Below are 23,771 nucleotides of genomic sequence, written 5' to 3' on the forward strand. Positions count from 1 at the left end.
ATTGGGAGAGGCTAATATGAAAATTATGATGTTTGCCCATGGAGGCAGTTTAAATAGAGGATGCGAAGCAATAGTTCGTTCTTCTACGAATATTATCAAAGAAAAAACAGATGACACAAAGGTGTACTTAGTATCAAGTAAACCAGAAACGGACAAGATAATTCCTCAGTTGGATGAAATATATGAGGGTTCTAGCAGTAGTATAAAGAAGTATTCATATGATTGGTGGATGGCTTTACTTAAGGTAAAGTTTTTTAATGATGAATCTTATGCATTAGCTAAAATGGAAAATAACATCATTAAACGTATAAAAGATGTAGATGTATGCTTATCTATAGGAGGAGATAACTATTGCTATGGAGAGCAGCCTGCATTGTATGAGATAGATAGAAGAGTAAAGGCACAAGGGAAAAAATTGGTTTTATGGGGATGTTCTATCGGTGACGAGGACATGTCTGAGAAAAAATTAGAAGACTTAAAGCTGTTTGATGCAATACTAGCTCGTGAAAGCCTTACTTATAATATGTTAAAAAGTAAGGGGCTCAATAATGTTAAATTATGTGCTGATCCAGCATTTACTATGGAAAAAGAAGAGCTGGAATTGCCTAAGGGATGGCAAGAAGGAAATACAGTTGGATTAAACTTTAGCCCACTTGTCTGGGAGAGAAATAAAGACTCCCAAGCGGCAGTAAGAGAATTAATAAATCATATATTAAATACTACAGATTTAACAATTGCTCTCACACCTCATGTAATAATGGATGGAAATAACGATTATGAAGTTTTATATAAATATTATGAGGAATTTAAAAATACTGGGAGAGTAATCATACTGCCAAATGACTTAAATGCAATACAATATAAGGGGTATATTGCTAGAATGAGATTTTTCATAGGAGCTAGAACACATGCGACTATAGCAGCTTATTCGAATTGTGTTCCAACTATGGTATTAGGGTATAGCATAAAGTCAAAAGGAATATCGAAAGATATATTCGGAGAAGAAAAATTAGTTTTAGGGTTAGAAGAGATATCAAGCAGTGAGAAGCTAAAGGCTAAATTTGATGAGATGGTAAGCGAAGAAACAGAATTGAGACAAACATTACAGAAATCTATCCCTAATATAAAGAAAATGTCGTATAAAGCGGTAGAATATTTAGCTGAACTAGTTAAGTGAGGTGTATCAATGAAAAAGAATTTATTATTTGTTATACCTAGTTTAACAGCTGCTGGTGGAGAAAAGAGTTTAGTAAATTTATTATCTCAAATAGACTACAACTTATATAATGTAGATTTGTTTTTATTAAAACATGATGGAATGTTTATGGAATTTGTACCAAAAGAGGTACAAATTCTATCACTTCCAGAAACTTACCACTTATTTGCTTTACCACTATTTAAATCTATTAAGCAGCTCATATTAAAGCGTGAAATGACACTAGCATATAATCGAGTGATGTTTGCTATAAGAAATAGAAATGCTAGAAATATATCAATAAGGGAACAATATAACTGGAAATATGTCTCCAAGTCTTTGGAAAAATTACCCAAAAAATATGATGTAGCTATAGGATTTTTAGAAAAAACATCTACATATTTTTGTGTAGACAAAGTAAATGCTTTTAAAAAAATAGGATGGGTTCATATTGATTATGACAAATTAGGTATGGATCCAAATTTTGATATTGATTACTTTAAAGAGTTAGACCATATCGTTACTGTTTCGGAAGAATGCGCAAATAAACTAAAAAATAGATTTCCGAGCCAAAAGAATAAAGTAAGAGTTATATATAATATCGTTTCACCGACAATGATAAATAAAATGGCCAATCAAAATAATATCGATGTGTATGATAGAAAGGATAATGAAATTGTACTACTTTCTATTGGGAGATTACATTATCAGAAGGCTTTTGAATTGGCTATAGAATCTTGTAAGAAACTAATTGATAGAGGATATAACATAAAGTGGAATATTATTGGCGAAGGGGAAGAGAGAGAGAAATTAACGAATTTAATTAAAGAAAATAAATTAGAAGGAACGTTTCGTTTATTGGGCTTAAAGTCCAATCCATATCCATATATAAAGCAAGCCGATATATATATACAGACATCTAGATTTGAAGGAAAGTCTATAGCTATAGATGAAGCAAAAATATTAAACAAACCTATAATTGTAACTAATTTCAGTACAGCAAAAGATCAGATAAATGATGGCATAGATGGCCTAATTGTAGATATGGATGCAGATGCTGTTGCAAATGGGGTTGAAAAGCTTGTAAAAGATATAAGTTTAAGAGAACGTTTAGCATATAATTTATCCCAATTGAAATTAGGGACAGAAGGAGAAATAAATAAGCTGTATGAGACTTTTTAGTGGGTGGGACTCATGAAAAAAAAATTATTATTTGTAATGAATAATCTAACTTGTGGCGGGGCTGAGAAATCGCTAATATCCTTATTGGAAACGATAGATTATTCTTTGTACAGTGTAGATTTGTTTTTATTCAAGCATGAAGGGATATTTATAAATAAGCTACCAAAAGAAGTTCATTTACTACCTGAGCCTATGAACTATAAATATTTTGATATGCCTATAAAGAAATCATTAATAGAGTTAATTAAAAAAAGAGATTTTAAAACATCTTTTAATAGGATTGTATTAGGATATTTAGCTAAGACAGAAAATAATGGCGCTATTATTGAACAAAAGTTATGGAAATATATGTCAAATTCAATAAGTGAAATCAATAAAGAGTATGATGCAGCTATAGGGTTCCAAGAAAAAAACCCTATATATTTTTGTGTAGATAAGGTAAAAGCAAAAAGAAAAATTGGATGGATACATACAGATTATAATAAGTTAGGGATTGATTATAAAAAAGAGAAAGTTTATTTTGGTAAATTAGATTACGTAGTTACTGTATCAGAAGAATTAGTTAATATTCTAAAAAAGAACTTTCCTGAATATGAAAAAAAATTTGTATGTATACACAATATCGTTTCTTCAAAAATGATAAGGAAAATGTCATTAGAGAAGGTAGAATTTAAAACAGAAGGTGACAAAAGCATATCGTTAATTTCTGTAGGTAGATTGGCTAAAGAAAAGGGATTAGATATTTCCTTAGAAGCAGTCGATAGGCTTGTTAAAAAAGGGTATGACATTAAGTGGTATATCATTGGAGAAGGTAATGTAAGAAAAGAATTACAAAGAGGTATAAAAGAAAGAAATTTAGAAGAAAGAATAATACTATTAGGTTTAAAAGAAAATCCATACCCGTATATAAGGCAATCAGATATATACATACAAACTTCGAGATATGAAGGAAAATCAATTTCTATAGATGAAGCAAAAATATTAGCAAAACCAATAGTAATTACTAATTTCGAAACAGCTGATAATCATATAAAAAATAATATCGATGGGTTGATTGCAGAAATGGATTCCATCTCAGTAGCTGATAATCTTGAGATATTAATAAGTGATGAAATGTTAAGAGCGAAGTTTATTAATAATCTTGCAGAAGAAGACTTGGGAACAGAAGGTGAAATTGATAATTTATATAAATTAATAAACAGTAAAATATAATATGAAAAAAATTATGGGGGGTAACAATGTTTAATCGCATAAAAAAGTCGTTAATGATAAGATTAGGAATGCTATCCCGTGAAGAACTAACAGTAGAAGCGTGTTTGCAACGAGGTATGAAGGTAGGGAAAAATTGTTCCGGGTTAGCTGGGAGTACAATTGATTATGCACATTGCTGGTTAATAGAAATTGGTGATAATGTTACGTTTGCGCCCCAAGTGTATCTTCTTGCACATGACGCTAGTACGAAACGATATTTAGATTATACAAAAATAGCAAAAATAAAAATAGAAGACAATTCATTTATAGGAGCAAGGGTCTTAATTATGCCTGGGGTTACAATAGGGAAGAATGCTATTGTAGCTGCAGGAAGTATCGTAACTAAATCGGTACCTGAAGGGTCTATAGTTGGCGGTAACCCAGCAAGAATAATCGGGAAAACTGAGGATTATATTAACAAGCATAGATTAAATATGGAAACTGCTCATGTTTATGATAAAAATTGGACAATAGGCGGGAATATAACGCTAGACATGTGTAATAAGATGGCCGAAGAGTTGGAGAATACTGTAGGATATGTTAAGTAAACTAAACTATTTCTATATCGAAAGGGCTTTATAGAGATGATATTTCAAATTTTGAGTTGTACGATAATTATTATTCTTTTAATAACGATAGCAATAGACTTAGTACCTTTAATAAAAGACTGGACACTAAGAATTCATATGGGAAGATACGATGATAAATCGTTATGGAATAAAGCTATTACTAATAAAGGATCTAAATTTTTATTGAATGTACCAAAAATAAAGGTAACAGATAATACAAGATTAGTCGTAATAGATATGCTGAAGAAAAATTATACAAAAAGTACTATACAACATTGGCAAGAAGCATCTTTAGTTTTAGGGTTATCTGAGTACTTAAAATATAATGATGATCAGGAAGTAAAAAAAGCAGTTGTAAAATTTTTGGATGCGAAATTTGATAGTAATGGTCAATGGAGAGAAAAACCAAAGTATGTAGATGGAGCTATACTAGCATATTCTATTATGAAGATAGATTTTATAGAGACAGATAAGTATAGGAAAGCATTGGACTATACTTGGGAAATGATAAAAGAGCATATAGGTGAAGATGGATCAGTAGAGTATAGAAAGTATATGAAAAGTTATAGGTATGTAGATACTATAGGCTTTATATGTCCATTTTTAGTAGCTTACGGTACGAAATATAACAAAGACGAGTGTGTAGATTTAGCAGTGAAGCAAATTAAAGAGTATGAGCAGTATGGAATGTTAGACGAACATTATATTCCAAGTCATGTATACAAGTTAGAAAATAAAGTACCCCTTGGATTATATGGATGGGGAAGAGGTCTTGGTTGGTTTGCTATAGGCCTTATAGATGCATGGGGTGAATTACCACAAGACAATCAATATAAACTTGTTTTAGAAGAATGTGTAAAGAGATTTGCAAAAGCTGCTATGAACTTTCAACAAGATAATGGAAGCTGGAACTGGACGGTAACTAGAAGTGAATGTAGGCCGGATTCTTCTGCTACAGCTACATTAGGCTGGTTTCTGTTAAACGCATCAAAAATAGATGAGATTTCTAAAGAATGTTTAAATAGTACAGATAAAGCTATAAGTTATTTGATGAAGGTTACGAGGAAAAATGGGGCAGTTGACTTTTCACAAGGAGATACAAAAGACATAGGAGTATATTCGATGTTGTTCAATATATTGCCGTTTACGCAAGGATTTTGTATGAGATTAATCAATTTATATGTAAGTAAGAGATAAACTTTTGCTTATATTTGTATAAGGAATATCCATTAACAAAGGTAATAGCTAGTTTGAGAATTCAAATAAATTGTTTTTGGAGAAGTCAAAAAGGAGGAATTTATTTGCTAAATTCTTTAACGTCATTTAGATTTATTGCTGCATTAATGGTGTTCTTATTCCATATGCGGGTGTTCAGTCAATATCAATTAGGTTCAGCGGGCGTTCAGTTTTTCTTTGTTTTATCTGGTTTTATATTAGCCTATAACTATCATTCTAAGTTTATAGAAATCAATAAAAATAATATCAAAAAGTTTTATAAAGCAAGATTTTCAAGAATATATCCCGTTCATGTATTAACTTTTTTGCTCTCTGTACCATTGGTTATTTTGTACTTTCACCCCAATAGTTTATATTTTGTAAAACTTACTTTTATGTCAATGATCAATTTGCTATTGTTACAAAGTTTTTTTCCGAGTCAAGGAACTTATTTTAATTTTAATGGTGTTTCATGGACGTTATCAGTTGAAACGTTCTTTTATTTTATGTTTCCTTTTCTGCTATGGATATTTATAAAACTTAAAGTTAACAAAAATATAGTTAAATCTGTATTGATATTTTGGATAGTGTGGGGCGTTTTATTTCTATTAAATAAAAATTTGGATGGAGATAATCCATTTTATATTTGGTTACTACATATCTTCCCAGGAGTTAGATTGTTTGAATTTTCAACAGGGATGCTTTTAGGATTGATTTATATTGAAAAATCCAATAAAGAAAATTTAAACAAGGCTATATTTACTGTTTTAGAACTACTAAGTTTATTGTTATTCATTGTCTTATTATTGTATTCGGCAAACTTAGACGTAGGAATCGTTCGCGGTGTGTATTTTGTTCCACTATGGTGTTTGTTAATTTTCACCTTTGCATTTCAAGGTGGTATGATTTCAAAAATATTATCACAAAGGTTTTTTGTTTATTTGGGTGAAATTAGTTTCTCATTCTATATGATCCATCAATTGGTGATTCGATACTTAGATTTTCTTCATTTAGCGAATACGTATCGCTTTTTGATTTGTTTAGTAATTTCTTTATTATTTAGTTCAATCATTTATCAATTTTACGAAGAGCCATTACGTAAGAAAATTCGTTTTGGTTTTCGAAAACAAACGCATAAAATGCAAGTACCTTTATCAAAAGAAATCCTTAAATAAGGGCTTATTTTTAAATAATTACTGTAAATAGGTGAAAAGAAAAAATTATGGTCAGTAACAATGGGAGGATTAAATGAGAATAACAGTATTCACTCCAACATACAACAGAGGCTATATTATAGAAAAACTGTACAGATCATTACAAGAGCAAACATATACAGATTTTGAATGGTTAGTTATTGATGATGGTTCAAGCGATAACACAGAAGAGTTATTTAGATTATGGACAGTAGAAAAAAATCCATTCCCCATAAGGTATTATAAAGTTGAAAATGGTGGGAAACATAGAGCAATTAATAAAGCTACTGACTTAGCAGAGGGGGAATTGTTCTTCATTGTCGATTCTGATGATTATCTGACGAAAGATGCATTAGAAAACATAGAAAATTGGGAACGAAACTTGGAAAATAAAGAATTATTTTGTGGTGTTTCCGGTAATAGAGGAAGGCAGGTTAATGACTTTTTAGGAACAACATTTGAAGGGGAATATGTAGACGCAACTTCACTTGAACGTACAAAATATAATATAACCGGTGATAAAGCAGAAGTCTTTTATACGAATATCCTTAGAAAATATAAGTTTTGTGAATTTGAAGGAGAGAAATTTATAACAGAGGCGACAGTGTGGGAGAAAATGGCCCATGATGGCTATAAAATAAGGTGGTTTAATAAAACCACTTATATATGCGATTATCTTGAGGATGGCTTAACGAAAAATATGAAAGAGATATTTGCTAAAAGTCCTAAAGGTACAGCGTATTATATAAAACAGCAAATTAAGTTTTATAAATGTAATGTAAAAGGCAGATTGTCTTATTATAATTTATACTATGATTTTGTGAAGTCTAATTTAAAATTAGGACAGGCTGCAAAATATTTGGAAATTCAACCTGTTACTTTAATCTTTTCTATATTTTTAGTTAAATGTAAGAAAATCATGATGAAGTAGGTTTTAAATATGAGAGTAAAAAATTCGATAATTAATATATCCGCTGGTCTTGGTAATCAAATTATTATTACGTCATTAAGTTTTATTTCAAGAACTGTATTCATTAATAGCTTAGGCGTTGAGTACCTAGGAATAAACGGACTACTTACCAACATACTGTCTATGCTGTCTTTAGCAGAAGCAGGAATAGGTTCTAGTATAATGTACAGTCTTTACAAACCGGTAGCCGAGAATGATCAGCAGAAAATAAAAGTGCTTATGCGCTTGTATCGAAATGCATACATGGTAATCGCCTTAGTAGTATTGTTACTAGGGCTCGCATTAATGCCTTTTCTAGGTTATTTTGTTAAAGATTCAAATGTTGAAAATGTCCATCTCATTTATGCCATATTTTTACTGAACACAGTTGCACCGTATTTATACTCACATAGAAGTTCGTTTTTAAATGTTTGTCAGAAAGGTTATGTTGTAACAGGGGTATATTCTATATCTTCCATTATATCTACTTGTCTTAAGATAGGAGTATTGCACTATACAAAAAATTATATTTTATATCTAATTATAGATAGTGTTATTACCATAACTACGAGTATCCTTTTAGCAGCTATAGTGAGTAAATTGTATCCATTTTTAAAAGATAAAGTATCTAGTAAATTAGATAGTGAAACGAAAAATAGCATTATAAAAAATGTAAAAGCGATTGTTCTACAAAATATAGGAAACTACCTAGTGTTAGGTACAGATAATATTATCATTTCATCATTTGTGAGTGTAGCAGCAGTTGGATTGTACTCCAATTACAATATGTTAATTGATATTTGTAGAACTTTTACTTATCAAGTGTTTAATAATATTTATCATAGTGTAGGAAATTTAGTAGCAAAAGAGAGTGCAGAAAAAATTTACAGTATATATAAAATCTATACACTCCTCAATTTTTGGTTATATTCATTTTTTAGCATACTGTTATGTATTACTATAGAGCCCTTTATTACTTTATGGATAGGCCCGAAATTCTTAATGAGTGAAGGGATATTATTTGTATTAATGGCTATCTTCTATGAAAGAGGAATGAGAAATGCGATAACAACTGTGAAGACTACAGCAGGAATTTTTCAAGAGGATAAATACGCTCCTTTGTTTCAAGCTGCTGTAAACCTTATTGTATCTATTATTTTAGTTCAGTATATAGGTATAGTAGGTGTTTTTATTGGAACATTTATAAGTGTATTAACTGTTCCATTCTGGGTTACGCCTTATCTAGTGTATAAGAAGGTGTTCGAAAAACCTATTATTCATTATTATAAAACATACATGTATTATGTAGTTATATGTATAGGAACATATCTAATAACAAAAGTGATAAGTAACTTTATATTGTTAGATGGTTGGTTAGGTTTAATATTAAAAGGCACCGTTTGTCTAATAGTGCCAAATATAATTTATGTATTCATTTTTCGTAAAACAGATGAGTTTAAGTATTTATTTGGTGTTTTTAAAAGAATTGCGGGCAAGTTATTGAAGCGTTTTAAATTAGGAAAAGGAATCTCATATTAACTTCAGTCAGCTGGTATATATTTTAAACATTGCCATCATGAAGCGGAGTTGAAAAAATAAAGTGTTCTGAAATTAGAAATTCCAGATATATACAAAAGCTAGCTGGACTACCGTGTTTTCGCAATTCAAACAATCATAAGTTAAAATGATGAACATATGTAGTGAGATTTCTTAGTTTATAATAAATTTGTTGAAAAGAGGAAAGAAAAAACTATTCATAGAATAGTTTTTTCTTTTTTTCATCCTAACTCATACACCCAATCTATTTAATCTATAGAAGCATAATATATAAAAAAGAAAAAGGGTGTAAACATATGACAAGTTATTTAAACGCTAATCTTGGAGATATGAGTGATGTTGATTTAACAAATATGTCTCCTGCCCATGGTGATGTATTAACTTATGATGATGTTAAATCAAAGTGGATTCCTAAAAAGCTTTCAATTTCAAGTACAGAAAATGCCTCAAGTGTTGTATATGTAATAGAACTAGATAGATGGAATATTAAAAATGATGGGACGAATGCTGCTGCTACTACACTAGGTATAAATCAAGCATTAATTTGGGCAAAATCTCAAGGGTATAATCATGTTATATTGCCAGGAGGGACCTATAAGTTAAAGATTGACAGTACATCATTTTCATGCATTGTTATGCCAAGCAATATACATTTTGAAATGGCTGATGGATGCGTATTACAGCTAGAAGCCAATTCATCACCTTGGTATAGAATATTTGAGGTTAAAGGGGTTAGAAATGTTAGGGTTTCTGGTGGGAAAATAGTCGGAGACAAAAAGGGGCATATATATGAAATAGGTGTAAAGTTTGTTAGGGGAGGTGTAAATCCTGACGGGTCATTAAATAGTAATCCGAATTTTATCCGTAGTGAGGTAGTAGATAGGTATGTAAATCCTGGACTACTAAAATCTTTTAGACTATGGTCTATTTCAGGAGTAACTGCTGCGAGATATAGTTTTTATCAATATAATGGCACGGTTTCTTCTAGTACGTTAGTTGGATTTAAAACCGATGGACAGTTTGCCCCAACATCTCCGTCAGGAAGAAATTGGGTTGCTCCAATAGACAAGGCTAATAAGATGATATTTGTTATTGATATTACGTCTTCACCTTTGAGTGATGACCAAATTGCAAAAATTAATGCGAAAGTCGACGCTCAGAACTATACACACGAATGGGGACAAGGGATAGAAATAAGCGGTTCAAATTATGTTGAAATAGATCATGTAGAAATAAGTGATTGTACTGGCGATGCTGTTTCCACGGGCTGGTTAGAATATAAATTGAATCCAGCTGACTATACGCAAGAACAGATGGGATCGCATATTTACATCCATAACTGCGATATTCACAACTGCAGAAGACAAGGTATTACTCTTGGTAGTGCAAACGATACCTACATCTTTGATAACAAAATCTACTTTATTGGTAAGGCTGATGATGGCATTACAGTAGATGGAACTGCTCCTATGTTTGGAATAGATATTGAGTCTATGTGGACTCAAAGTAATATACCAACATGGCGGCCTGAACTAAATCAATCAGGGCTTGAATTGAACACTAGAATTTATATTTATAATAATTACATTTATAGCAATGCACGTGGGCATTTTGTAAACGTTGATGGTATTCATGTAGTTTTAGAAAATAACATATTTGAAGGTTTTAATGTTGGAGGAGTTAGTTCTTATCAGAATAACTGGTATATTAAATATCTAAATAATACTTTTATTGGATGTGAACTCACTGTTAAAGGAGATAACTTTGTCAATGGAGCAGTATGTAATAACGGGAATATAAAGTTACAAGATATTAGAGGAGCAGTCGTTACAAATTGTCAAATAAAGAATGGCTCATTTTCCGTTTCGAGTACTTATGGTTACTTTGGAACTCCTGCTGTAAATGTCACTACTAAGACATTTACTTATAGCTCACCGCATGGAATGGGAAATGGCGCAAAGATATGTTTCGAACAATGGATTGGAAAAGTTCCTGCTGGAATTAGTGTAGATAAACTGTATTATACAGTAAATGTAACACCAACAAGTTTCCAAGTGGCTGAAACATTAAATGGACCGCCGGTAGTCATAACGGATGCAGGAACAGCAGGATTCAATATAAGCAGATGTGATTATGGGAGATGCTACATCTCAGATATTACTATTGAAAGAGAGTGGAGAAGCGATAATGCTGTAGCACAAAACCTTTCAGTAATTATGACAGGAGGGGTTCTTAAGAACATTAATGTCAAGAACTATGACATTAGCATCAAGCCACCTGCTAATTATGCTGGACGACCTATCACAGTAGAAGGATTAACCTTGATTGAAGGCGCTGCAGATTTGGAATGTTGTAATTTAAGTAACGGTAAGTTCTTAAGAGCAAAAACTAGTCGAATGGGTGGAGATCTATCGCTAGGTTCTAATAATGCTCAATATACGAGGAAGATAAATACAGACAACTGCTTATTTCAAAACGTAGGCGTAAATTTTGAAGGAAACGTTGTGAATAATCGCAGTACATTTTTAAACTCCATTATCAAGAAAACAGATAGTTCTACCGTTTCCATCATTGCACATAGTTATTTGGAAAATACTGTGGTCAGCTTACGGTGGTTAACGAAGGAAAAAGCGGTGACGATAGCACAGTGTATATTTAATAATGTGTCTACTGATATAAACGCAAGTACTAGGTTGATAGATAATACTGTTATTAATTAAGTAGAGATTCATATTGTAAAGAAAGAATTACTATATAAATACAAATTAAAAAATCGACATAAAACCCTCTTTCTTTTTAGGCGGACGAGAGCATCTGGCCATGCACAGAAGCGTTCAGGGCCTTTTTCTGCCACATGCAAGGTTTAAAACAAAAGGAGAAAGTAAGTAGCGGTCATGTTGTATTCTGTATAGCAGCGATTTATATGTCGAAAAATTAAAATGGATATATATGTTTTTATAATCATATCCACTTTAATAGCGTATTTAGACTTCTAGAAATTTTGAGATAGCTATTGTTTCAGGTAACTTTTTTAACCAGCAAGGCACAAAACCATAAAAAATCATCTCAATTCGTTATTTTACAACAGCGAACTGGGATGTTTTTTTATACTTAATGTAAAAGTTAACCACGTTTCAATAAAAAAATGTATGAATAAGGATATGAATAACGAGGAGGAAAAAACATATGAAAATTCTAGTTACAGGCGGAGCAGGATACATCGGAACTCATACATGCGTAGAACTATTAAATGCCGGATATGAGATAATCGTAGTTGACAATTTTTCAAACAGTAAACCAGAAGCTTTAAAACGTGTTCGTGAAATTACAGGAAAAGATTTTACATTTTATCAGGCAGATATATTAGATAAAGAGATGCTAGATACTATTTTTGATGAAAATCAAATTGATGCCGTTATCCATTTTGCAGGATTGAAGGCGGTAGGAGAGTCGGTTACGTTACCACTTTGGTATTATCATAATAACATTACAGGTACTCTTGTATTATGTGAAGTCATGAAAAAGCATGGTGTAAAGAAAATGGTCTTCAGTTCTTCAGCAACAGTATATGGAATGGCAGAACAAGTACCGATTTCCGAAAATTTTTCACTTGGAGCGACGAATCCTTATGGGCGCACAAAACAGATAATCGAAGAAATATTACGTGATCTGTATGTGTCTGACCATGAGTGGAGCATTGCTCTTTTACGTTACTTTAATCCAATTGGAGCACATAAAAGCGGGCGAATTGGGGAAGATCCAAAAGGTATTCCAAATAATCTTATCCCGTACATTACACAAGTAGCTGTTGGAAAGCTAAATGAATTAAGCGTTTTTGGGAATGACTATCCAACACAAGATGGTACAGCTGTAAGAGATTATATACATGTTGTAGATCTTGCAATGGGACATTTGAAAGCGCTCGAAAAGATATCGAGATCTCAAGGGGTAGAAGCGTATAATTTAGGAACCGGATGTGGTTATAGTGTATTGGAAATGGCTACTGCCTTTGAAAAAGCATCAGGTAAGAAAGTTCCATATAGAATTGTAAATCGTCGTCCAGGTGATGTAGCTATTTGTTATGCGAATGCATCAAAGGCTAAACTAGAGTTGGGATGGGTTGCTCAAAAAGGAGTCGAAGAGATGTGCGAAGATTCATGGAGATGGCAGTTTAATAATCCAAATGGTTATGCCAAATAAAATTATATGCTATATATAAGTTAACAAGCCGACATAAAAACCTCCTTTCTTTTTAGAGGGGACGAGAGCATCTGGCCGCACATAGAAACGGTTAGAGCCTTTTCCTACCACATGCAATATTTAAAACAAAAGGAGGAAGCAAGTAGCGATCATGTTGTATTCTGCATAGCAGCGACTTATATGTCGAAAAATGAAAATGGCTATATATAAGGGATGTTAGAGAGTAAAAAATTGTTAGTAATAGAGTGAAAAATAAATACAAATCCCACTTGAAATAGCTAGAATTTGTATATGTAAACAGATTTTTCGAAAGAGGGGCTTAAACATGAACATTTCTGAGAGATTAACTCAGCAGGAATTTAAAGAGATACTCATGTATATATACAAAAGAGGTCAAGAATCAAAAAATGTGGAAGTAAAACGTTTAATCGAAGAAATTAAACAATACCTCATTTCGATTATGTATACATCAAAATAATTTATAAATCTTAAAAAATTGGTTCTAAGATTTATTGTGAAATGATATGTATATAAACACCAATTGAAAAGATCGACATAAAATCATTCATTTTAGGTGAGAGAGCGCGTCTGGTCATGCATACAAGCGATCAGGGCCTTTTTCTGCCATGTGCGAAGTGAAACAAGAGAGAAAGCAAGTGCAGGCTCCTTTTTCTGCATAGCAGCGACTTATATGTTGAAAAATGAAAATGGATGTATATATAACGAAAGCCTTTCATACTATTGATCTGTGAAAAGGCGCTTGCAAGAATCTTGGATAGGAGTATGATTATTGATGAAGCGAATTTTTGATTTACTGATTTCTTTGTTTTTATTATTGTGTTTATCTTCTGTTATCGTTGTAGTAGCCGTTTTGGTTAGATTAAAATTAGGATCACCTATAATATTTAAACAACAACGTCCAGGACTACATGGAAAACCGTTCTATCTTTACAAATTTCGCACAATGACTGATGAAAGAGATAATCAGGGTAAGTCCTTGCCTGATCAAGTGAGATTAACCACATTTGGTAAATTTCTTAGGAAATGTAGTTTAGATGAATTGCCGCAACTTATAAATGTTGTGAAAGGTGACCTAAGTTTAGTAGGACCGCGACCATTATTAATGGAATACTTATCTTTATATTCTAGTGAACAAGCTAAAAGACATGATGTAAAACCTGGGATTACTGGGTGGGCACAAGTGAATGGAAGAAATGCAATTACTTGGGAAGAAAAATTCAAATTAGATGTATGGTATGTAAATAATCAATCTTTTTTAATCGATATGAAGATATTATTTCTTACACTAATAAAAGTGTTTAAATCAGAAGGAGTAAATCAAGATGGTCATGTAACAATGGAACGTTTTACCGGTATGAAATAGACTGTGAGAGGAGGTAATGAATGGAAATTGTAATGATTGGACAAGGTGGTCACAGTAAAGTTATACAGGATATTATTTTATCAAACAAGGAATATGAAATCGTTGGATATTTAGATGATCGATATGAAGATATAACTAGAGTAGATAATATTTATTTCGGCCCGATTTCAACTGCCTATGAAATGATTAACGATGTTAATCAAATAAAATTTGTTATTGCAATAGGGAATAATAAAGTTAGAAAAAAAATTGCCGAGAAATTGAGTCTGCCTGACAATTGTTATGCCACGTTAATACATAAAACAGCCGTTATAAGTCCGAATGCTAAGATAGGAAACGGTACAGTTGTTATGCCGCATGCGGTGATTAATGCTGATACTCAAATTGGCAATCATTCTATTATAAATACGGGTTCTATTGTTGAACATGACAATATATTAGGTGATTTTGTGCATATTTCTCCTCATGCTACACTTACAGGTTCTATCATCATCGAAGAAGGGGCACATATAGGGGCAGCGGCTACTCTTATTCCAAGTGTTAAAATCGGAGAATGGTCTGTTATTGGAGCAGGGGCTGTTGTGATAAATGATATTCCCCCTAATTGTACAGCCGTTGGTATCCCTGCCAAAGTTATTAATGAATTGAGTTACTAGGAGTGATAAAAATGGTAATAACACAACAGAAAAACCGAATCTTTCTCTCTACTCCGCATATGAGCGGCAATGAACAAAAATATATTCAAGATGCCTTTGATACAAACTGGATTGCTCCTCTTGGGCCAAATGTGGATGCTTTTGAAGAAGAACTCGCATCTTTTGTTGGAACTAGAGATGCTGCAGCGGTTAGTTCAGGTACTGCCGCTATCCATTTAGCTCTGCGGTTATTAGATGTTCAAAAAGGGGATAAAGTGTTTTGTTCAAGTCTTACTTTTATAGCGAGTGCCAATCCAATTATGTATTTAGGGGCTGAACCAGTATTTATCGATTCAGAGCCAGAAACATGGAACATGTCGCCGCAAGCTTTAGAACGTGCGCTTTCTGATGCTCATAAAGAAGGTAAATTGCCAAAAGCTATTATCACTGTTAACTTATATGGGCAGAGCGCAAAAATGGATGAGATTTGTTCTTTATGTAATAAATATAATGTTCCTATTATTGAGGATGCAGCGGAATCTTTAGGTTCTACATATAAAGGAAAAGCCAGTGGTACATTTGGGAAATTTGGTATTTATTCTTTTAATGGCAACAAAATTATTACAACTTCTGGTGGAGGAATGCTTGTTTCTGATGACGTTGAGGCATTAAAGAAAGCGCGTTTTTTTGCAACCCAAGCAAGGGATGTAGCACCGCATTACCAGCATAGCGAGATGGGATATAATTATCGAATGAGTAATATATTAGCTGGTATTGGAAGAGCTCAATTAGAGGTGTTAGAAGATAGAGTGAAGGCTAGAAGATTAATATTTGCACGATATTACCAGGAATTATCTAGTATACCTGGATTTTACTTTATGCCTGAATTAGAAAATACTCAGTCGAATCGCTGGCTCACAGCTTTAACAATCGATGAAAAAGAAACAGGTATATCTATTCAATCATTATTGGAGGCTTTAGCTGAAGAGAATATTGAAGCTCGTCCTGTGTGGAAGCCGCTTCACATGCAACCGCTTTTTGAAGGGATGAAATATTATTCTCATAGCGAAAATGACCATGTGGCTGAACAATTATTTAAAACGGGTATTTGTCTTCCTTCTAGTTCCAACATGACAGAGATAGAGCAACAAAGGGTTATTCAATGTATTAAAAAATTTTTATAAAATAAAAGAACCTTCTGAATGAGGTGTGTAAATTCAGAAGGTTCTTTTTACCCGAAAGGGGGTTAAATACGAGAAAAAGCAGAGGGATCTATCTTCTTTTCGTGAAGGCCCTCCTTTTGGTGAATTTTTCTTTTAATTGAATATAAAGGAAATCCCTGTATAAAATATGGTTATAAGTATATATGAATATTATATTTATTGCTTTTTGTCTTTTTGTATGCAAATATTAAAAGTGAAAACATAATGCTGAACTGAATCTCCTGGCTAAATTGTATAAGTACAAGGAAGTGTATATTCAATGGTGTGCAACTTATGATCTATTTTACGTTACTACTTCTTAATAAGTTTACGTTTTTTACGAAATATATAAGTGCAAATTGAAAAATCGACATAAAACTTTTCTTATTTAGGTGGGAGAAAGCATCTGAACATGTATAGAAGCGGTCAGGTGCTGTTTCTGTCACATATGCAGGTGCCTCTTTTTTCTGCATAGCAGCAATCTATATGTCGAAAAATCAAAATGGATTTATATAGTTTCCCTTACATTATATGATATAGAAAAATAGGACTAAGGAGCATTTATAGAGGGAGGACTATAAACGGATGATTGGGAGAAATATTTATCAATTTCGAAAGAAAAGGGGACTTACTTTATCCGAATTAGCAGAAAGGGCTGGAATTTCAAAATCCTATTTAAGTAATATTGAAAGAAGTATAAATCAGAACCCATCTATTCAAGTGATGGAAAAGATAGCGTTGGTATTAGAAGCAGATCTCAATACATTACTCGAAACGAAAACAAATACGGAAACAAAACAGCAGATTGAAGAAGAGTGGGTTGATTTTGTGTATGAATTAAAAAAGGCAGGGATTAATAAAGAAAAGCTCGGGGATTATAAAATATTAATTGATTTTATTAAGTGGCAGAATTCAGCGATAGATAAGTAAAAAAATGGTTTATTCTTTTTTGTTATTTTGGTATGAAATGTGTTAAGTAGCTTATCTATATTTAAAAATTGCACATAAAAAGATTGATTTCCTTTCATTCTCTAATATTATCACTTAGTAGAACAATGAAGACTAATTCCTCTTATGATGACACGAATTTTTTATTCGTATATACATGTTCTGTACAGCTTGTTTATTATGTTGACAGTAACATTCTAATTATTTTTTTACCTAGGATTGTAAGCGCTTTTACGAAACATAACAGTATTACCCCATCTCAAAGTTTGAAAGAAAATAAAGAAGTTATGCGGGAGATAAACTACTGGTAAATATCTACTTAGATGTGATTGAGCTCCCGTTGATATAATTTTCAGTTTATTTTTATAATTCACCCTTCGTTTTATAGGGGTGGATTATAAAAATAATACGAAATATTCAAATAATTATACTAGTATTTAAATTGCAAAAAAGAAGGGGGATGAATAGTTCTGTAGTTACATTTATTTTGAATTATATAAAAAAAACATTTACAAATAGAATATCATTATATAAAATGAAAACAAGTTCGTTATACAGAACGAAGATAAACCAAAATGTTTACCTTCAGGAAAATATATTCGTTTAAACAAGAGAATGTACATTCTTAACCCAGTCTATATCCAAAGGGTTGAAGAAATGGATAAAATATACTTTTGAGACGAAAATTCTCTATAATGAACTTCAGCGATAAAAACTTTTTTGCTGAAAATATGGGATATGAATTGACATAACAAAAGGGAAATGATAATTTATATCTTGTAATTGTTCTTTTTACAGAACAAAAATAGTAATATAATAAAAAATTATATGTATAGAATCAGTTCGTAGATTTTATTTGTGATATTTATTGAACAAAACAGAATCGTTCTTTAAATAGAACGAATATAAGCAATAATAATATAGAGGATTAATTACATATTAGCGATTATTTATCCCATGTCAGTAATCCTTACCTTCAGATTCTGAGGAATCCATAAAAAATAGGTGGAGATGAAGAAAACCTCATTGATAGACGTCTCACATTATCCGATTGGATTTTACTTATTTGCTGCAAAACAGGAGGAAAAAATGAGTGCTATAACTGGAATTTTACATTTTAACAACGAGTCTATACCGATTGAATACGGCATTAGATTAATGAGGGATTTACAAAAATATCCCGCTGATGATGTTCAAATATGGCACAAAGAAAGCGTTTTCCTTGGCTGTCACGCACAATGGATCACACCGGAGTCTATTGGTGAACAATTGCCTTTTTATGATTACGAAAGGAAATTGGCGATTACAGCAGATGCTATAATCGATAATCGTGAGGAGTTATTCGAGAGGTTACAAGTGGATTATGCTGATAGAAAAAAGATAACAGATAGTCAGTTAATTTTGCTCTCCTATCAAAAGTGGGGGGAAGAAGCTCCTAAGTATTTGGTAGGCGATTTTGCTTTTATGATTTGGGATGAGCGAAATCGAAAAATGTTTGGAGCAAGAGACTTTTCTGGGAGCCGAACTCTGTATTATTGCTCCAATCAACAACAATTTGCTTTTTGTACGACAATACAGCCATTGCTGTCTTTACCTTACGTTCAAAAGCAATTAAATGAACAGTGGCTTGCTGAATATTTGGCTATATGTGGAATGGTTGATGTAGCCGATACCACTATAACGCCTTATAAAAATATAGAACAAGTACCACCATCTCATAGCATTATAGTAGTTGGGAATAAAGTAACGCTTTCGAGATATTGTACGCTAGTTCCAGAAAGAAAGCTTCGCTTAAAGTCAAATGAAGAGTATGTAGAAGCATTTCAAGAAGTTTTTCAAGAGGCTGTTACATCTCGAGTACGAACTCACCGACAAGTTGGAGCACAGTTAAGCGGAGGATTGGATTCGGGTTCTATTGCGAGCTTTGCTGCCAAAGTTTTACGTGAAGAAAACAAACCATTACATACATTTAGCTACATACCATCAAATGATTTTGAGGATTTTACACCTAAACATCTAATGCCGGATGAGCGACCGCTTATTAAAGAAACGGTACGATATGTAGGAGGTATAGAAGACAATTATTTAGATTTTAAGGGAAGGGATCCATTTTCTGAAATAACGGATTTCCTCGGAATAATGGAGATGCCATATAAATTCTTTGAGAATTCTTTTTGGATGAAAGGAATGTTTGAGGAAGGCTACAAGGAAGACGTTGGAGTCCTTTTAAATGGTGGAAGAGGAAATCTATCTATATCATGGGGATCAGCTCTGGATTATTATGCTCTTCTTTTAAAAAGGCTAAAGTGGATTCGCCTAGCCCAAGAATTGCATCAATATAGTAAAAATGTAGGTGGAGCTCGATTGCGGAGGTTACCATTCATTGCGAGGTTGGCATTTCCGTCTATTGATCGACTATTCTCATCAGATACGTCGTATATATTTCCGATGGTAATTAATCCGGATTTTGCAAAAAAGATGGATGTGTTTAATAAACTTAGGGAATATGGAATTGATGAAACGGGATGGTTTTCTGCAGCGAACATATATGAACAAAGAAAAAGTCACTTTGAAGAGTTGTTTCACTGGAATGCAAGTAATACAGTGGCAACAAAATTGTCATTGCACTATTCATTGTGGAAACGCGATCCAAGTAATGACATACGTGTGATTCGTTATTGTTTATCTGTACCAGAAGAACAATATGTACAAAATGGATTGGATCGTGCGTTGATTCGTAGATCTACCGAAAAGTATTTGCCTGATAAAGTACGATTAAATCAACACATTCGAGGTGTACAAGGAGCAGATTGGGTTCATCGAATGAGTCCGCACTGGAATATGTTTATAGAAGAATTAGAGCGAATGAGTACAGACCAAAAAGCTTTAGAATTTTTAGATGGTCAAGCAATAAAGAAAGCGCTATTAAAAGCTCAAGAGGGGCCTCTTTTAGAACGTGCAATCGATCCTGATTATAAGATTTTAATGCGTAGCTTAATTGTTTATCGATTTATTCAACAATTTACTTGAAAGGAGGTGAGAATATGAAAAAGGAATGGCAACAACCTGTATTAGAAGTACTTGATGTTAACATGACAATGGCTTCAACAGTTTATGGTCCATATACTGATGAAGCATATAACCCTGGTCACCCTGTTGATCCAAAAGATCCTAATACTTGGAACCGCTTTACTAGCTGAGTAAGGAGTAGCATATACAATTTATCTTGCTGAATGTGTATCTATGAAACTTCGTAAAATGTTCTTATTTTTAAGTTTGTATATGCTAAAAAGACCTTTATACTTTTTTATTGTATAAAGGTCTTTAATTTAACCATGGATATATTGGAGTGAAAATAATGCTAGAAACTGAAAAAAAGGTTATGTATAAAGCCTTTGATTTCAAAATTTTAAGTGATATTCCTTTGCCGGAATTACATCAAATAAATGAACAAGAGGTTTCAATAGACATTGAAATTCTAATTGATAATATATCGAGTTTTCCCTCTGAATTAGTAGATGCACCATTTAAACATGTTGTTAAAGATAATCAAGTGATGTTTTATGTTCCTGAGGTGGGCTTTTTTTCCGCTCAAGAGGGAAAAAGGATAACAGTTTGCCCACTTGATGGTGCAGATGATAGTTTGGTCCGTCTCTATATTCTTGGAACGTGTATGGGTGTGTTATTGATGCAAAACAAAATACTTCCTCTGCACGGCAGTGCTGTAGTAATTGATGGAAAAGCATATGCTTTTGTAGGTGAGTCAGGTGCTGGAAAGTCGACGTTGGCTTCAGCTTTTTTAAAGAGAGGATATAAACTTCTAAGTGATGATGTAATCGCTGTATCTCTTTCTCATGAGAATGTTCCTTTTGTCACACCATCTTATCCACAGCAAAAGCTGTGGCAAGAGAGTCTTGATAATTTTGGTATGGATAAAAGTCAATATAAATCAATATATGGTAGAGAAAATAAATATAGTGTCCCAGTTTCTTCTCATTACTTTTCTACCCCAGTACCACTTGCGGGTGTATTTGAACTAGTGAAGACAGAGAACGAAATAGTTGAAATACAACAAGTTGAAAAACTTGAACGTTTACATACCATTTTCCGTCAAACTTATCGTAATTTTATTATTCCACGTTTAGGATTAATGGACTGGCACTTTCACATCTCTACAAATATTGTAAATAAGCTTGCTGTTTATCGATTAAGTCGACCGTTGTCTGGATTTAGTGCTCCGCAACTAGTTGACCTAGTAATAAACACTGTAAATAAAGGAGAATAAGTGATGTCAAAAAAACTTTTATTAAATCAATTTGTTGCACAAGTCCCAGGGAATATAGTAAGTGATATGGATGGAGAAAAAGTGATGTTAAGTATTTCTAATGGGAAATACTACAATTTAGGTGAAGTAGGTGGAACTATATGGGAGCTTATAGAGAAACCAATATCGGTTACCAAAGTGATTACTGAATTAATGCAAGAGTATGAGATAGATCAATCTACATGTGAAAAGCAAGTTATTTCTTTTTTAGAGCTCTTGTTAGATGAAGCTTTGGTTGAAATCGTAGAAGATGCAGCCGAGTAGTCTAGTATTTTATCCTAGATAAGAAGTAGGGAAGTGTGTATGAATATAATAAAAAAGATACGAACGTTTCTTTCATTAGATATGAAAACAATATTTTTATTTATAGAGGCTTATATTTATTTGGGATGGGCTCGTATTCTTAAAGGCATGCCATTCTCTAAGATTGCTCCTACATTAGGCGTTCCTATGGATGAAACATCTTTAAGTTATAATGAGTCTAATAAATTCGTATTGAGAGATATTTCCGAAGCAATACATATTATGAGCCGTCATACCTTTTGGGAAAGTAAGTGTCTTGTAAGGGCAATAGCTGGTATGAAAATGCTAGAGAGACGACAAATGGAGAGTACACTATATTTAGGAACTGCGAAGGATGAAAACGGAAATATGATTGCTCATGCATGGTTGCGTAGCGGTCCTTTTTATATTACTGGAGCAGAAGAAATGAAGAGGTTCACTGTAGTTAGTAAATTTGCTAGAAAAATTGGTTAAAAAATCTTGAAGGAGAATATCATGCATAATAGTTGTGGGCTTGATTTAAAATGTGTGCCTAAGGAGCTCAAATTGCAGCTGGAAATCATGAAAAGAGAAACTGCTGCGGAGCTGCAAGAAATCGATAAGGCTTGGTTTGCAAACATTGATTGGGATAAATTTCTCGAATTAACGATTCATCACCGTGTGTATTCGTTCATTTATCCAAAGATGAAAGAATTGGATGAAAATTTGGTTCCTGTACATGTCATACAAACTTTACATCAATATTTTAAGATGAATACATTTCAAATGCTTCATTTAAGTGCAGAAATGGAACATATGAGTAAATTGTTTGCTGAAAACGAAATTTGTCTCCTTGTTTTAAAAGGTCCTGTACTTGCTGATGATCTTTATGGTGATATTTCTCTACGTACCTCGAGCGATTTGGATGTTCTCATTTCTTTACATAATCTCGATAGAGCGGAAGAACTTTTATTGAACCTTGGCTATGTTAAAGATGATTATATTGTTAGCGTTTTAAATGATTGGAAATGGAGACATCATCATATAACATATATTCATCCTCAGAAGAACATTAAGATCGAAATTCATTGGAGATTAAATCCTGGTCCAGGAAAGGAACCACATTTTGAGGAACTATGGAATCGAAAGAGAATAAGTTCTCTTACTAGTACCCCTGTTTACATTTTAGGTAGAGAGGATCTATTTTTATTTCTAGTTTCTCATGGTGCACGTCATGGCTGGTCAAGGCTGCGTTGGTTAGTAGACATTAATCAAATTGTAAAGCAACAACTTGATTGGGAAAAAACTATTAAGTTATTGAAGAAAAATTATTACTTCCATGTAGGTGGTCAAGCATTGTTTTTAACTTCGCAGTTACTAAAAACTCCATTAATTGAAGAAGTGGAACCATTGTTATCTGGAAACCGTCCGAAGACGTTAGCGCAGGAAGCAGTATTTTATTTGGAAAGAATGGTGAACTTACATACAGATCCAGTTCCAGATGATGTAGCAATGTACCATAGTCGTCACTTATTTTCATTAATGTCTTATCAGCAAAAGTTTTTATATACTATGAGTTGTCTTTATCCCTATCCAATTGATGCTGAAACATTGCCGTTACCTAAGCAACTTCATATGTTGTACTTTCCTTTACGTCCTATTTTATGCATCTGGAGAAGAGTAAGAAAGCACGAATTATCATGAGG

Annotated in this window: 21 protein-coding genes; all 21 read left to right on the forward strand. The window is 32.8% G+C overall.

Features of this window, described 5'->3' with window-relative positions:
- Positions 1 to 16: 16 nt before the first annotated feature.
- The 21 genes from WAZ07_RS10565 to WAZ07_RS10665 all read left to right on the forward strand — a co-directional run bounded on the left by WAZ07_RS10565 (position 17) and on the right by WAZ07_RS10665 (position 23,769).
- Complete coding sequence (locus tag WAZ07_RS10565; RefSeq protein ID WP_336472411.1) at positions 17 to 1,177, forward strand: polysaccharide pyruvyl transferase family protein; 1,161 nt, start codon at positions 17 to 19, stop codon at positions 1,175 to 1,177.
- A gap of 9 nt (positions 1,178 to 1,186) precedes the next feature.
- Positions 1,187 to 2,377, forward strand: coding sequence for a glycosyltransferase (locus WAZ07_RS10570; protein ID WP_336472412.1), 1,191 nt, complete (start codon positions 1,187 to 1,189; stop codon positions 2,375 to 2,377).
- 12 nt (positions 2,378 to 2,389) lie between these two features.
- Positions 2,390 to 3,589: a glycosyltransferase gene (locus WAZ07_RS10575; protein ID WP_336472413.1), complete on the forward strand. Its 1,200-nt coding sequence runs from the start codon at positions 2,390 to 2,392 to the stop codon at positions 3,587 to 3,589.
- 26 nt (positions 3,590 to 3,615) lie between these two features.
- Positions 3,616 to 4,176, forward strand: a complete 561-nt coding sequence (locus tag WAZ07_RS10580) for an acyltransferase (RefSeq protein ID WP_336472414.1) — start codon at positions 3,616 to 3,618, stop codon at positions 4,174 to 4,176.
- Between the two features lie 36 nt (positions 4,177 to 4,212).
- Positions 4,213 to 5,394, forward strand: a complete 1,182-nt coding sequence (locus WAZ07_RS10585; protein ID WP_336472415.1) for a glycoside hydrolase family 88 protein — start codon at positions 4,213 to 4,215, stop codon at positions 5,392 to 5,394.
- A gap of 104 nt (positions 5,395 to 5,498) precedes the next feature.
- Positions 5,499 to 6,587 (forward strand): acyltransferase family protein, encoded by a 1,089-nt coding sequence (locus WAZ07_RS10590; protein ID WP_336472416.1) that lies wholly within the window; start codon positions 5,499 to 5,501, stop codon positions 6,585 to 6,587.
- 73 nt (positions 6,588 to 6,660) lie between these two features.
- Entirely contained in the window at positions 6,661 to 7,536 is an 876-nt protein-coding gene (locus WAZ07_RS10595) for a glycosyltransferase family A protein (RefSeq protein WP_090913061.1), read from the forward strand.
- A 9-nt stretch (positions 7,537 to 7,545) separates the two neighbouring features.
- Positions 7,546 to 9,093: a lipopolysaccharide biosynthesis protein gene (locus WAZ07_RS10600; protein WP_336472417.1), complete on the forward strand. Its 1,548-nt coding sequence runs from the start codon at positions 7,546 to 7,548 to the stop codon at positions 9,091 to 9,093.
- A gap of 314 nt (positions 9,094 to 9,407) precedes the next feature.
- Positions 9,408 to 11,831: a right-handed parallel beta-helix repeat-containing protein gene (locus WAZ07_RS10605; RefSeq protein WP_336472418.1), complete on the forward strand. Its 2,424-nt coding sequence runs from the start codon at positions 9,408 to 9,410 to the stop codon at positions 11,829 to 11,831.
- Positions 11,832 to 12,297: 466 nt separating this feature from the next.
- Positions 12,298 to 13,311: a UDP-glucose 4-epimerase GalE gene (galE, locus tag WAZ07_RS10610; protein WP_336472419.1), complete on the forward strand. Its 1,014-nt coding sequence runs from the start codon at positions 12,298 to 12,300 to the stop codon at positions 13,309 to 13,311.
- A 325-nt stretch (positions 13,312 to 13,636) separates the two neighbouring features.
- Entirely contained in the window at positions 13,637 to 13,789 is a 153-nt protein-coding gene (locus tag WAZ07_RS10615; protein ID WP_170857631.1) for a hypothetical protein, read from the forward strand.
- 315 nt (positions 13,790 to 14,104) lie between these two features.
- A complete protein-coding gene (locus WAZ07_RS10620; RefSeq protein ID WP_336472580.1) occupies positions 14,105 to 14,695 on the forward strand; it encodes a sugar transferase in 591 nt (196 codons plus the stop codon).
- Between the two features lie 20 nt (positions 14,696 to 14,715).
- Positions 14,716 to 15,351 carry an acetyltransferase gene (locus tag WAZ07_RS10625; RefSeq protein ID WP_336472420.1) on the forward strand — a complete coding sequence of 212 codons (636 nt, stop codon included), beginning with the start codon at positions 14,716 to 14,718 and terminating at the stop codon, positions 15,349 to 15,351.
- A gap of 11 nt (positions 15,352 to 15,362) precedes the next feature.
- Positions 15,363 to 16,514 carry a DegT/DnrJ/EryC1/StrS family aminotransferase gene (locus tag WAZ07_RS10630; RefSeq protein WP_336472421.1) on the forward strand — a complete coding sequence of 384 codons (1,152 nt, stop codon included), beginning with the start codon at positions 15,363 to 15,365 and terminating at the stop codon, positions 16,512 to 16,514.
- A 603-nt stretch (positions 16,515 to 17,117) separates the two neighbouring features.
- On the forward strand, positions 17,118 to 17,462 hold the full coding sequence (locus tag WAZ07_RS10635; RefSeq protein ID WP_090913074.1) for a helix-turn-helix domain-containing protein: 345 nt from the start codon (positions 17,118 to 17,120) through the stop codon (positions 17,460 to 17,462).
- Positions 17,463 to 18,569: 1,107 nt separating this feature from the next.
- Positions 18,570 to 20,510: a lasso peptide isopeptide bond-forming cyclase gene (locus WAZ07_RS10640; RefSeq protein WP_336472422.1), complete on the forward strand. Its 1,941-nt coding sequence runs from the start codon at positions 18,570 to 18,572 to the stop codon at positions 20,508 to 20,510.
- 14 nt (positions 20,511 to 20,524) lie between these two features.
- Entirely contained in the window at positions 20,525 to 20,680 is a 156-nt protein-coding gene (locus WAZ07_RS10645) for a paeninodin family lasso peptide (RefSeq protein ID WP_139207593.1), read from the forward strand.
- 158 nt (positions 20,681 to 20,838) lie between these two features.
- The gene (locus WAZ07_RS10650) at positions 20,839 to 21,765 is read left to right on the forward strand and encodes an HPr kinase/phosphorylase (RefSeq protein ID WP_336472423.1); all 927 of its coding nucleotides are present in this window, start codon (positions 20,839 to 20,841) and stop codon (positions 21,763 to 21,765) included.
- A 3-nt stretch (positions 21,766 to 21,768) separates the two neighbouring features.
- The gene (locus WAZ07_RS10655) at positions 21,769 to 22,068 is read left to right on the forward strand and encodes a lasso peptide biosynthesis PqqD family chaperone (RefSeq protein ID WP_336472424.1); all 300 of its coding nucleotides are present in this window, start codon (positions 21,769 to 21,771) and stop codon (positions 22,066 to 22,068) included.
- Between the two features lie 39 nt (positions 22,069 to 22,107).
- Complete coding sequence (locus WAZ07_RS10660; protein WP_336472425.1) at positions 22,108 to 22,560, forward strand: lasso peptide biosynthesis B2 protein; 453 nt, start codon at positions 22,108 to 22,110, stop codon at positions 22,558 to 22,560.
- Positions 22,561 to 22,581: 21 nt separating this feature from the next.
- Complete coding sequence (locus tag WAZ07_RS10665) at positions 22,582 to 23,769, forward strand: nucleotidyltransferase domain-containing protein (RefSeq protein ID WP_336472426.1); 1,188 nt, start codon at positions 22,582 to 22,584, stop codon at positions 23,767 to 23,769.
- Positions 23,770 to 23,771 lie beyond the last annotated feature (2 nt).

The organism is Bacillus bruguierae (genome assembly GCF_037104725.1).
GTDB lineage: Bacteria > Bacillota > Bacilli > Bacillales > Bacillaceae_G > Bacillus_A > Bacillus_A bruguierae.

Bases quoted from the DNA above. Each gene is read 5' to 3' on its own strand.
- WAZ07_RS10565 (WP_336472411.1), top strand. From the start codon at position 17: ATGAAAATTATGATGTTTGCCCATGGAGGCAGTTTAAATAGAGGATGC.
- WAZ07_RS10570 (WP_336472412.1), top strand. From the start codon at position 1,187: ATGAAAAAGAATTTATTATTTGTTATACCTAGTTTAACAGCTGCTGGT.
- WAZ07_RS10575 (WP_336472413.1), top strand. From the start codon at position 2,390: ATGAAAAAAAAATTATTATTTGTAATGAATAATCTAACTTGTGGCGGG.
- WAZ07_RS10580 (WP_336472414.1), top strand. From the start codon at position 3,616: ATGTTTAATCGCATAAAAAAGTCGTTAATGATAAGATTAGGAATGCTA.
- WAZ07_RS10585 (WP_336472415.1), top strand. From the start codon at position 4,213: ATGATATTTCAAATTTTGAGTTGTACGATAATTATTATTCTTTTAATA.
- WAZ07_RS10595 (WP_090913061.1), top strand. From the start codon at position 6,661: ATGAGAATAACAGTATTCACTCCAACATACAACAGAGGCTATATTATA.
- WAZ07_RS10600 (WP_336472417.1), top strand. From the start codon at position 7,546: ATGAGAGTAAAAAATTCGATAATTAATATATCCGCTGGTCTTGGTAAT.
- WAZ07_RS10605 (WP_336472418.1), top strand. From the start codon at position 9,408: ATGACAAGTTATTTAAACGCTAATCTTGGAGATATGAGTGATGTTGAT.
- galE (WP_336472419.1), top strand. From the start codon at position 12,298: ATGAAAATTCTAGTTACAGGCGGAGCAGGATACATCGGAACTCATACA.
- WAZ07_RS10615 (WP_170857631.1), top strand. From the start codon at position 13,637: ATGAACATTTCTGAGAGATTAACTCAGCAGGAATTTAAAGAGATACTC.
- WAZ07_RS10620 (WP_336472580.1), top strand. From the start codon at position 14,105: ATGAAGCGAATTTTTGATTTACTGATTTCTTTGTTTTTATTATTGTGT.
- WAZ07_RS10625 (WP_336472420.1), top strand. From the start codon at position 14,716: ATGGAAATTGTAATGATTGGACAAGGTGGTCACAGTAAAGTTATACAG.
- WAZ07_RS10630 (WP_336472421.1), top strand. From the start codon at position 15,363: ATGGTAATAACACAACAGAAAAACCGAATCTTTCTCTCTACTCCGCAT.
- WAZ07_RS10635 (WP_090913074.1), top strand. From the start codon at position 17,118: ATGATTGGGAGAAATATTTATCAATTTCGAAAGAAAAGGGGACTTACT.
- WAZ07_RS10640 (WP_336472422.1), top strand. From the start codon at position 18,570: ATGAGTGCTATAACTGGAATTTTACATTTTAACAACGAGTCTATACCG.
- WAZ07_RS10645 (WP_139207593.1), top strand. From the start codon at position 20,525: ATGAAAAAGGAATGGCAACAACCTGTATTAGAAGTACTTGATGTTAAC.
- WAZ07_RS10650 (WP_336472423.1), top strand. From the start codon at position 20,839: ATGCTAGAAACTGAAAAAAAGGTTATGTATAAAGCCTTTGATTTCAAA.
- WAZ07_RS10655 (WP_336472424.1), top strand. From the start codon at position 21,769: ATGTCAAAAAAACTTTTATTAAATCAATTTGTTGCACAAGTCCCAGGG.
- WAZ07_RS10660 (WP_336472425.1), top strand. From the start codon at position 22,108: ATGAATATAATAAAAAAGATACGAACGTTTCTTTCATTAGATATGAAA.
- WAZ07_RS10665 (WP_336472426.1), top strand. From the start codon at position 22,582: ATGCATAATAGTTGTGGGCTTGATTTAAAATGTGTGCCTAAGGAGCTC.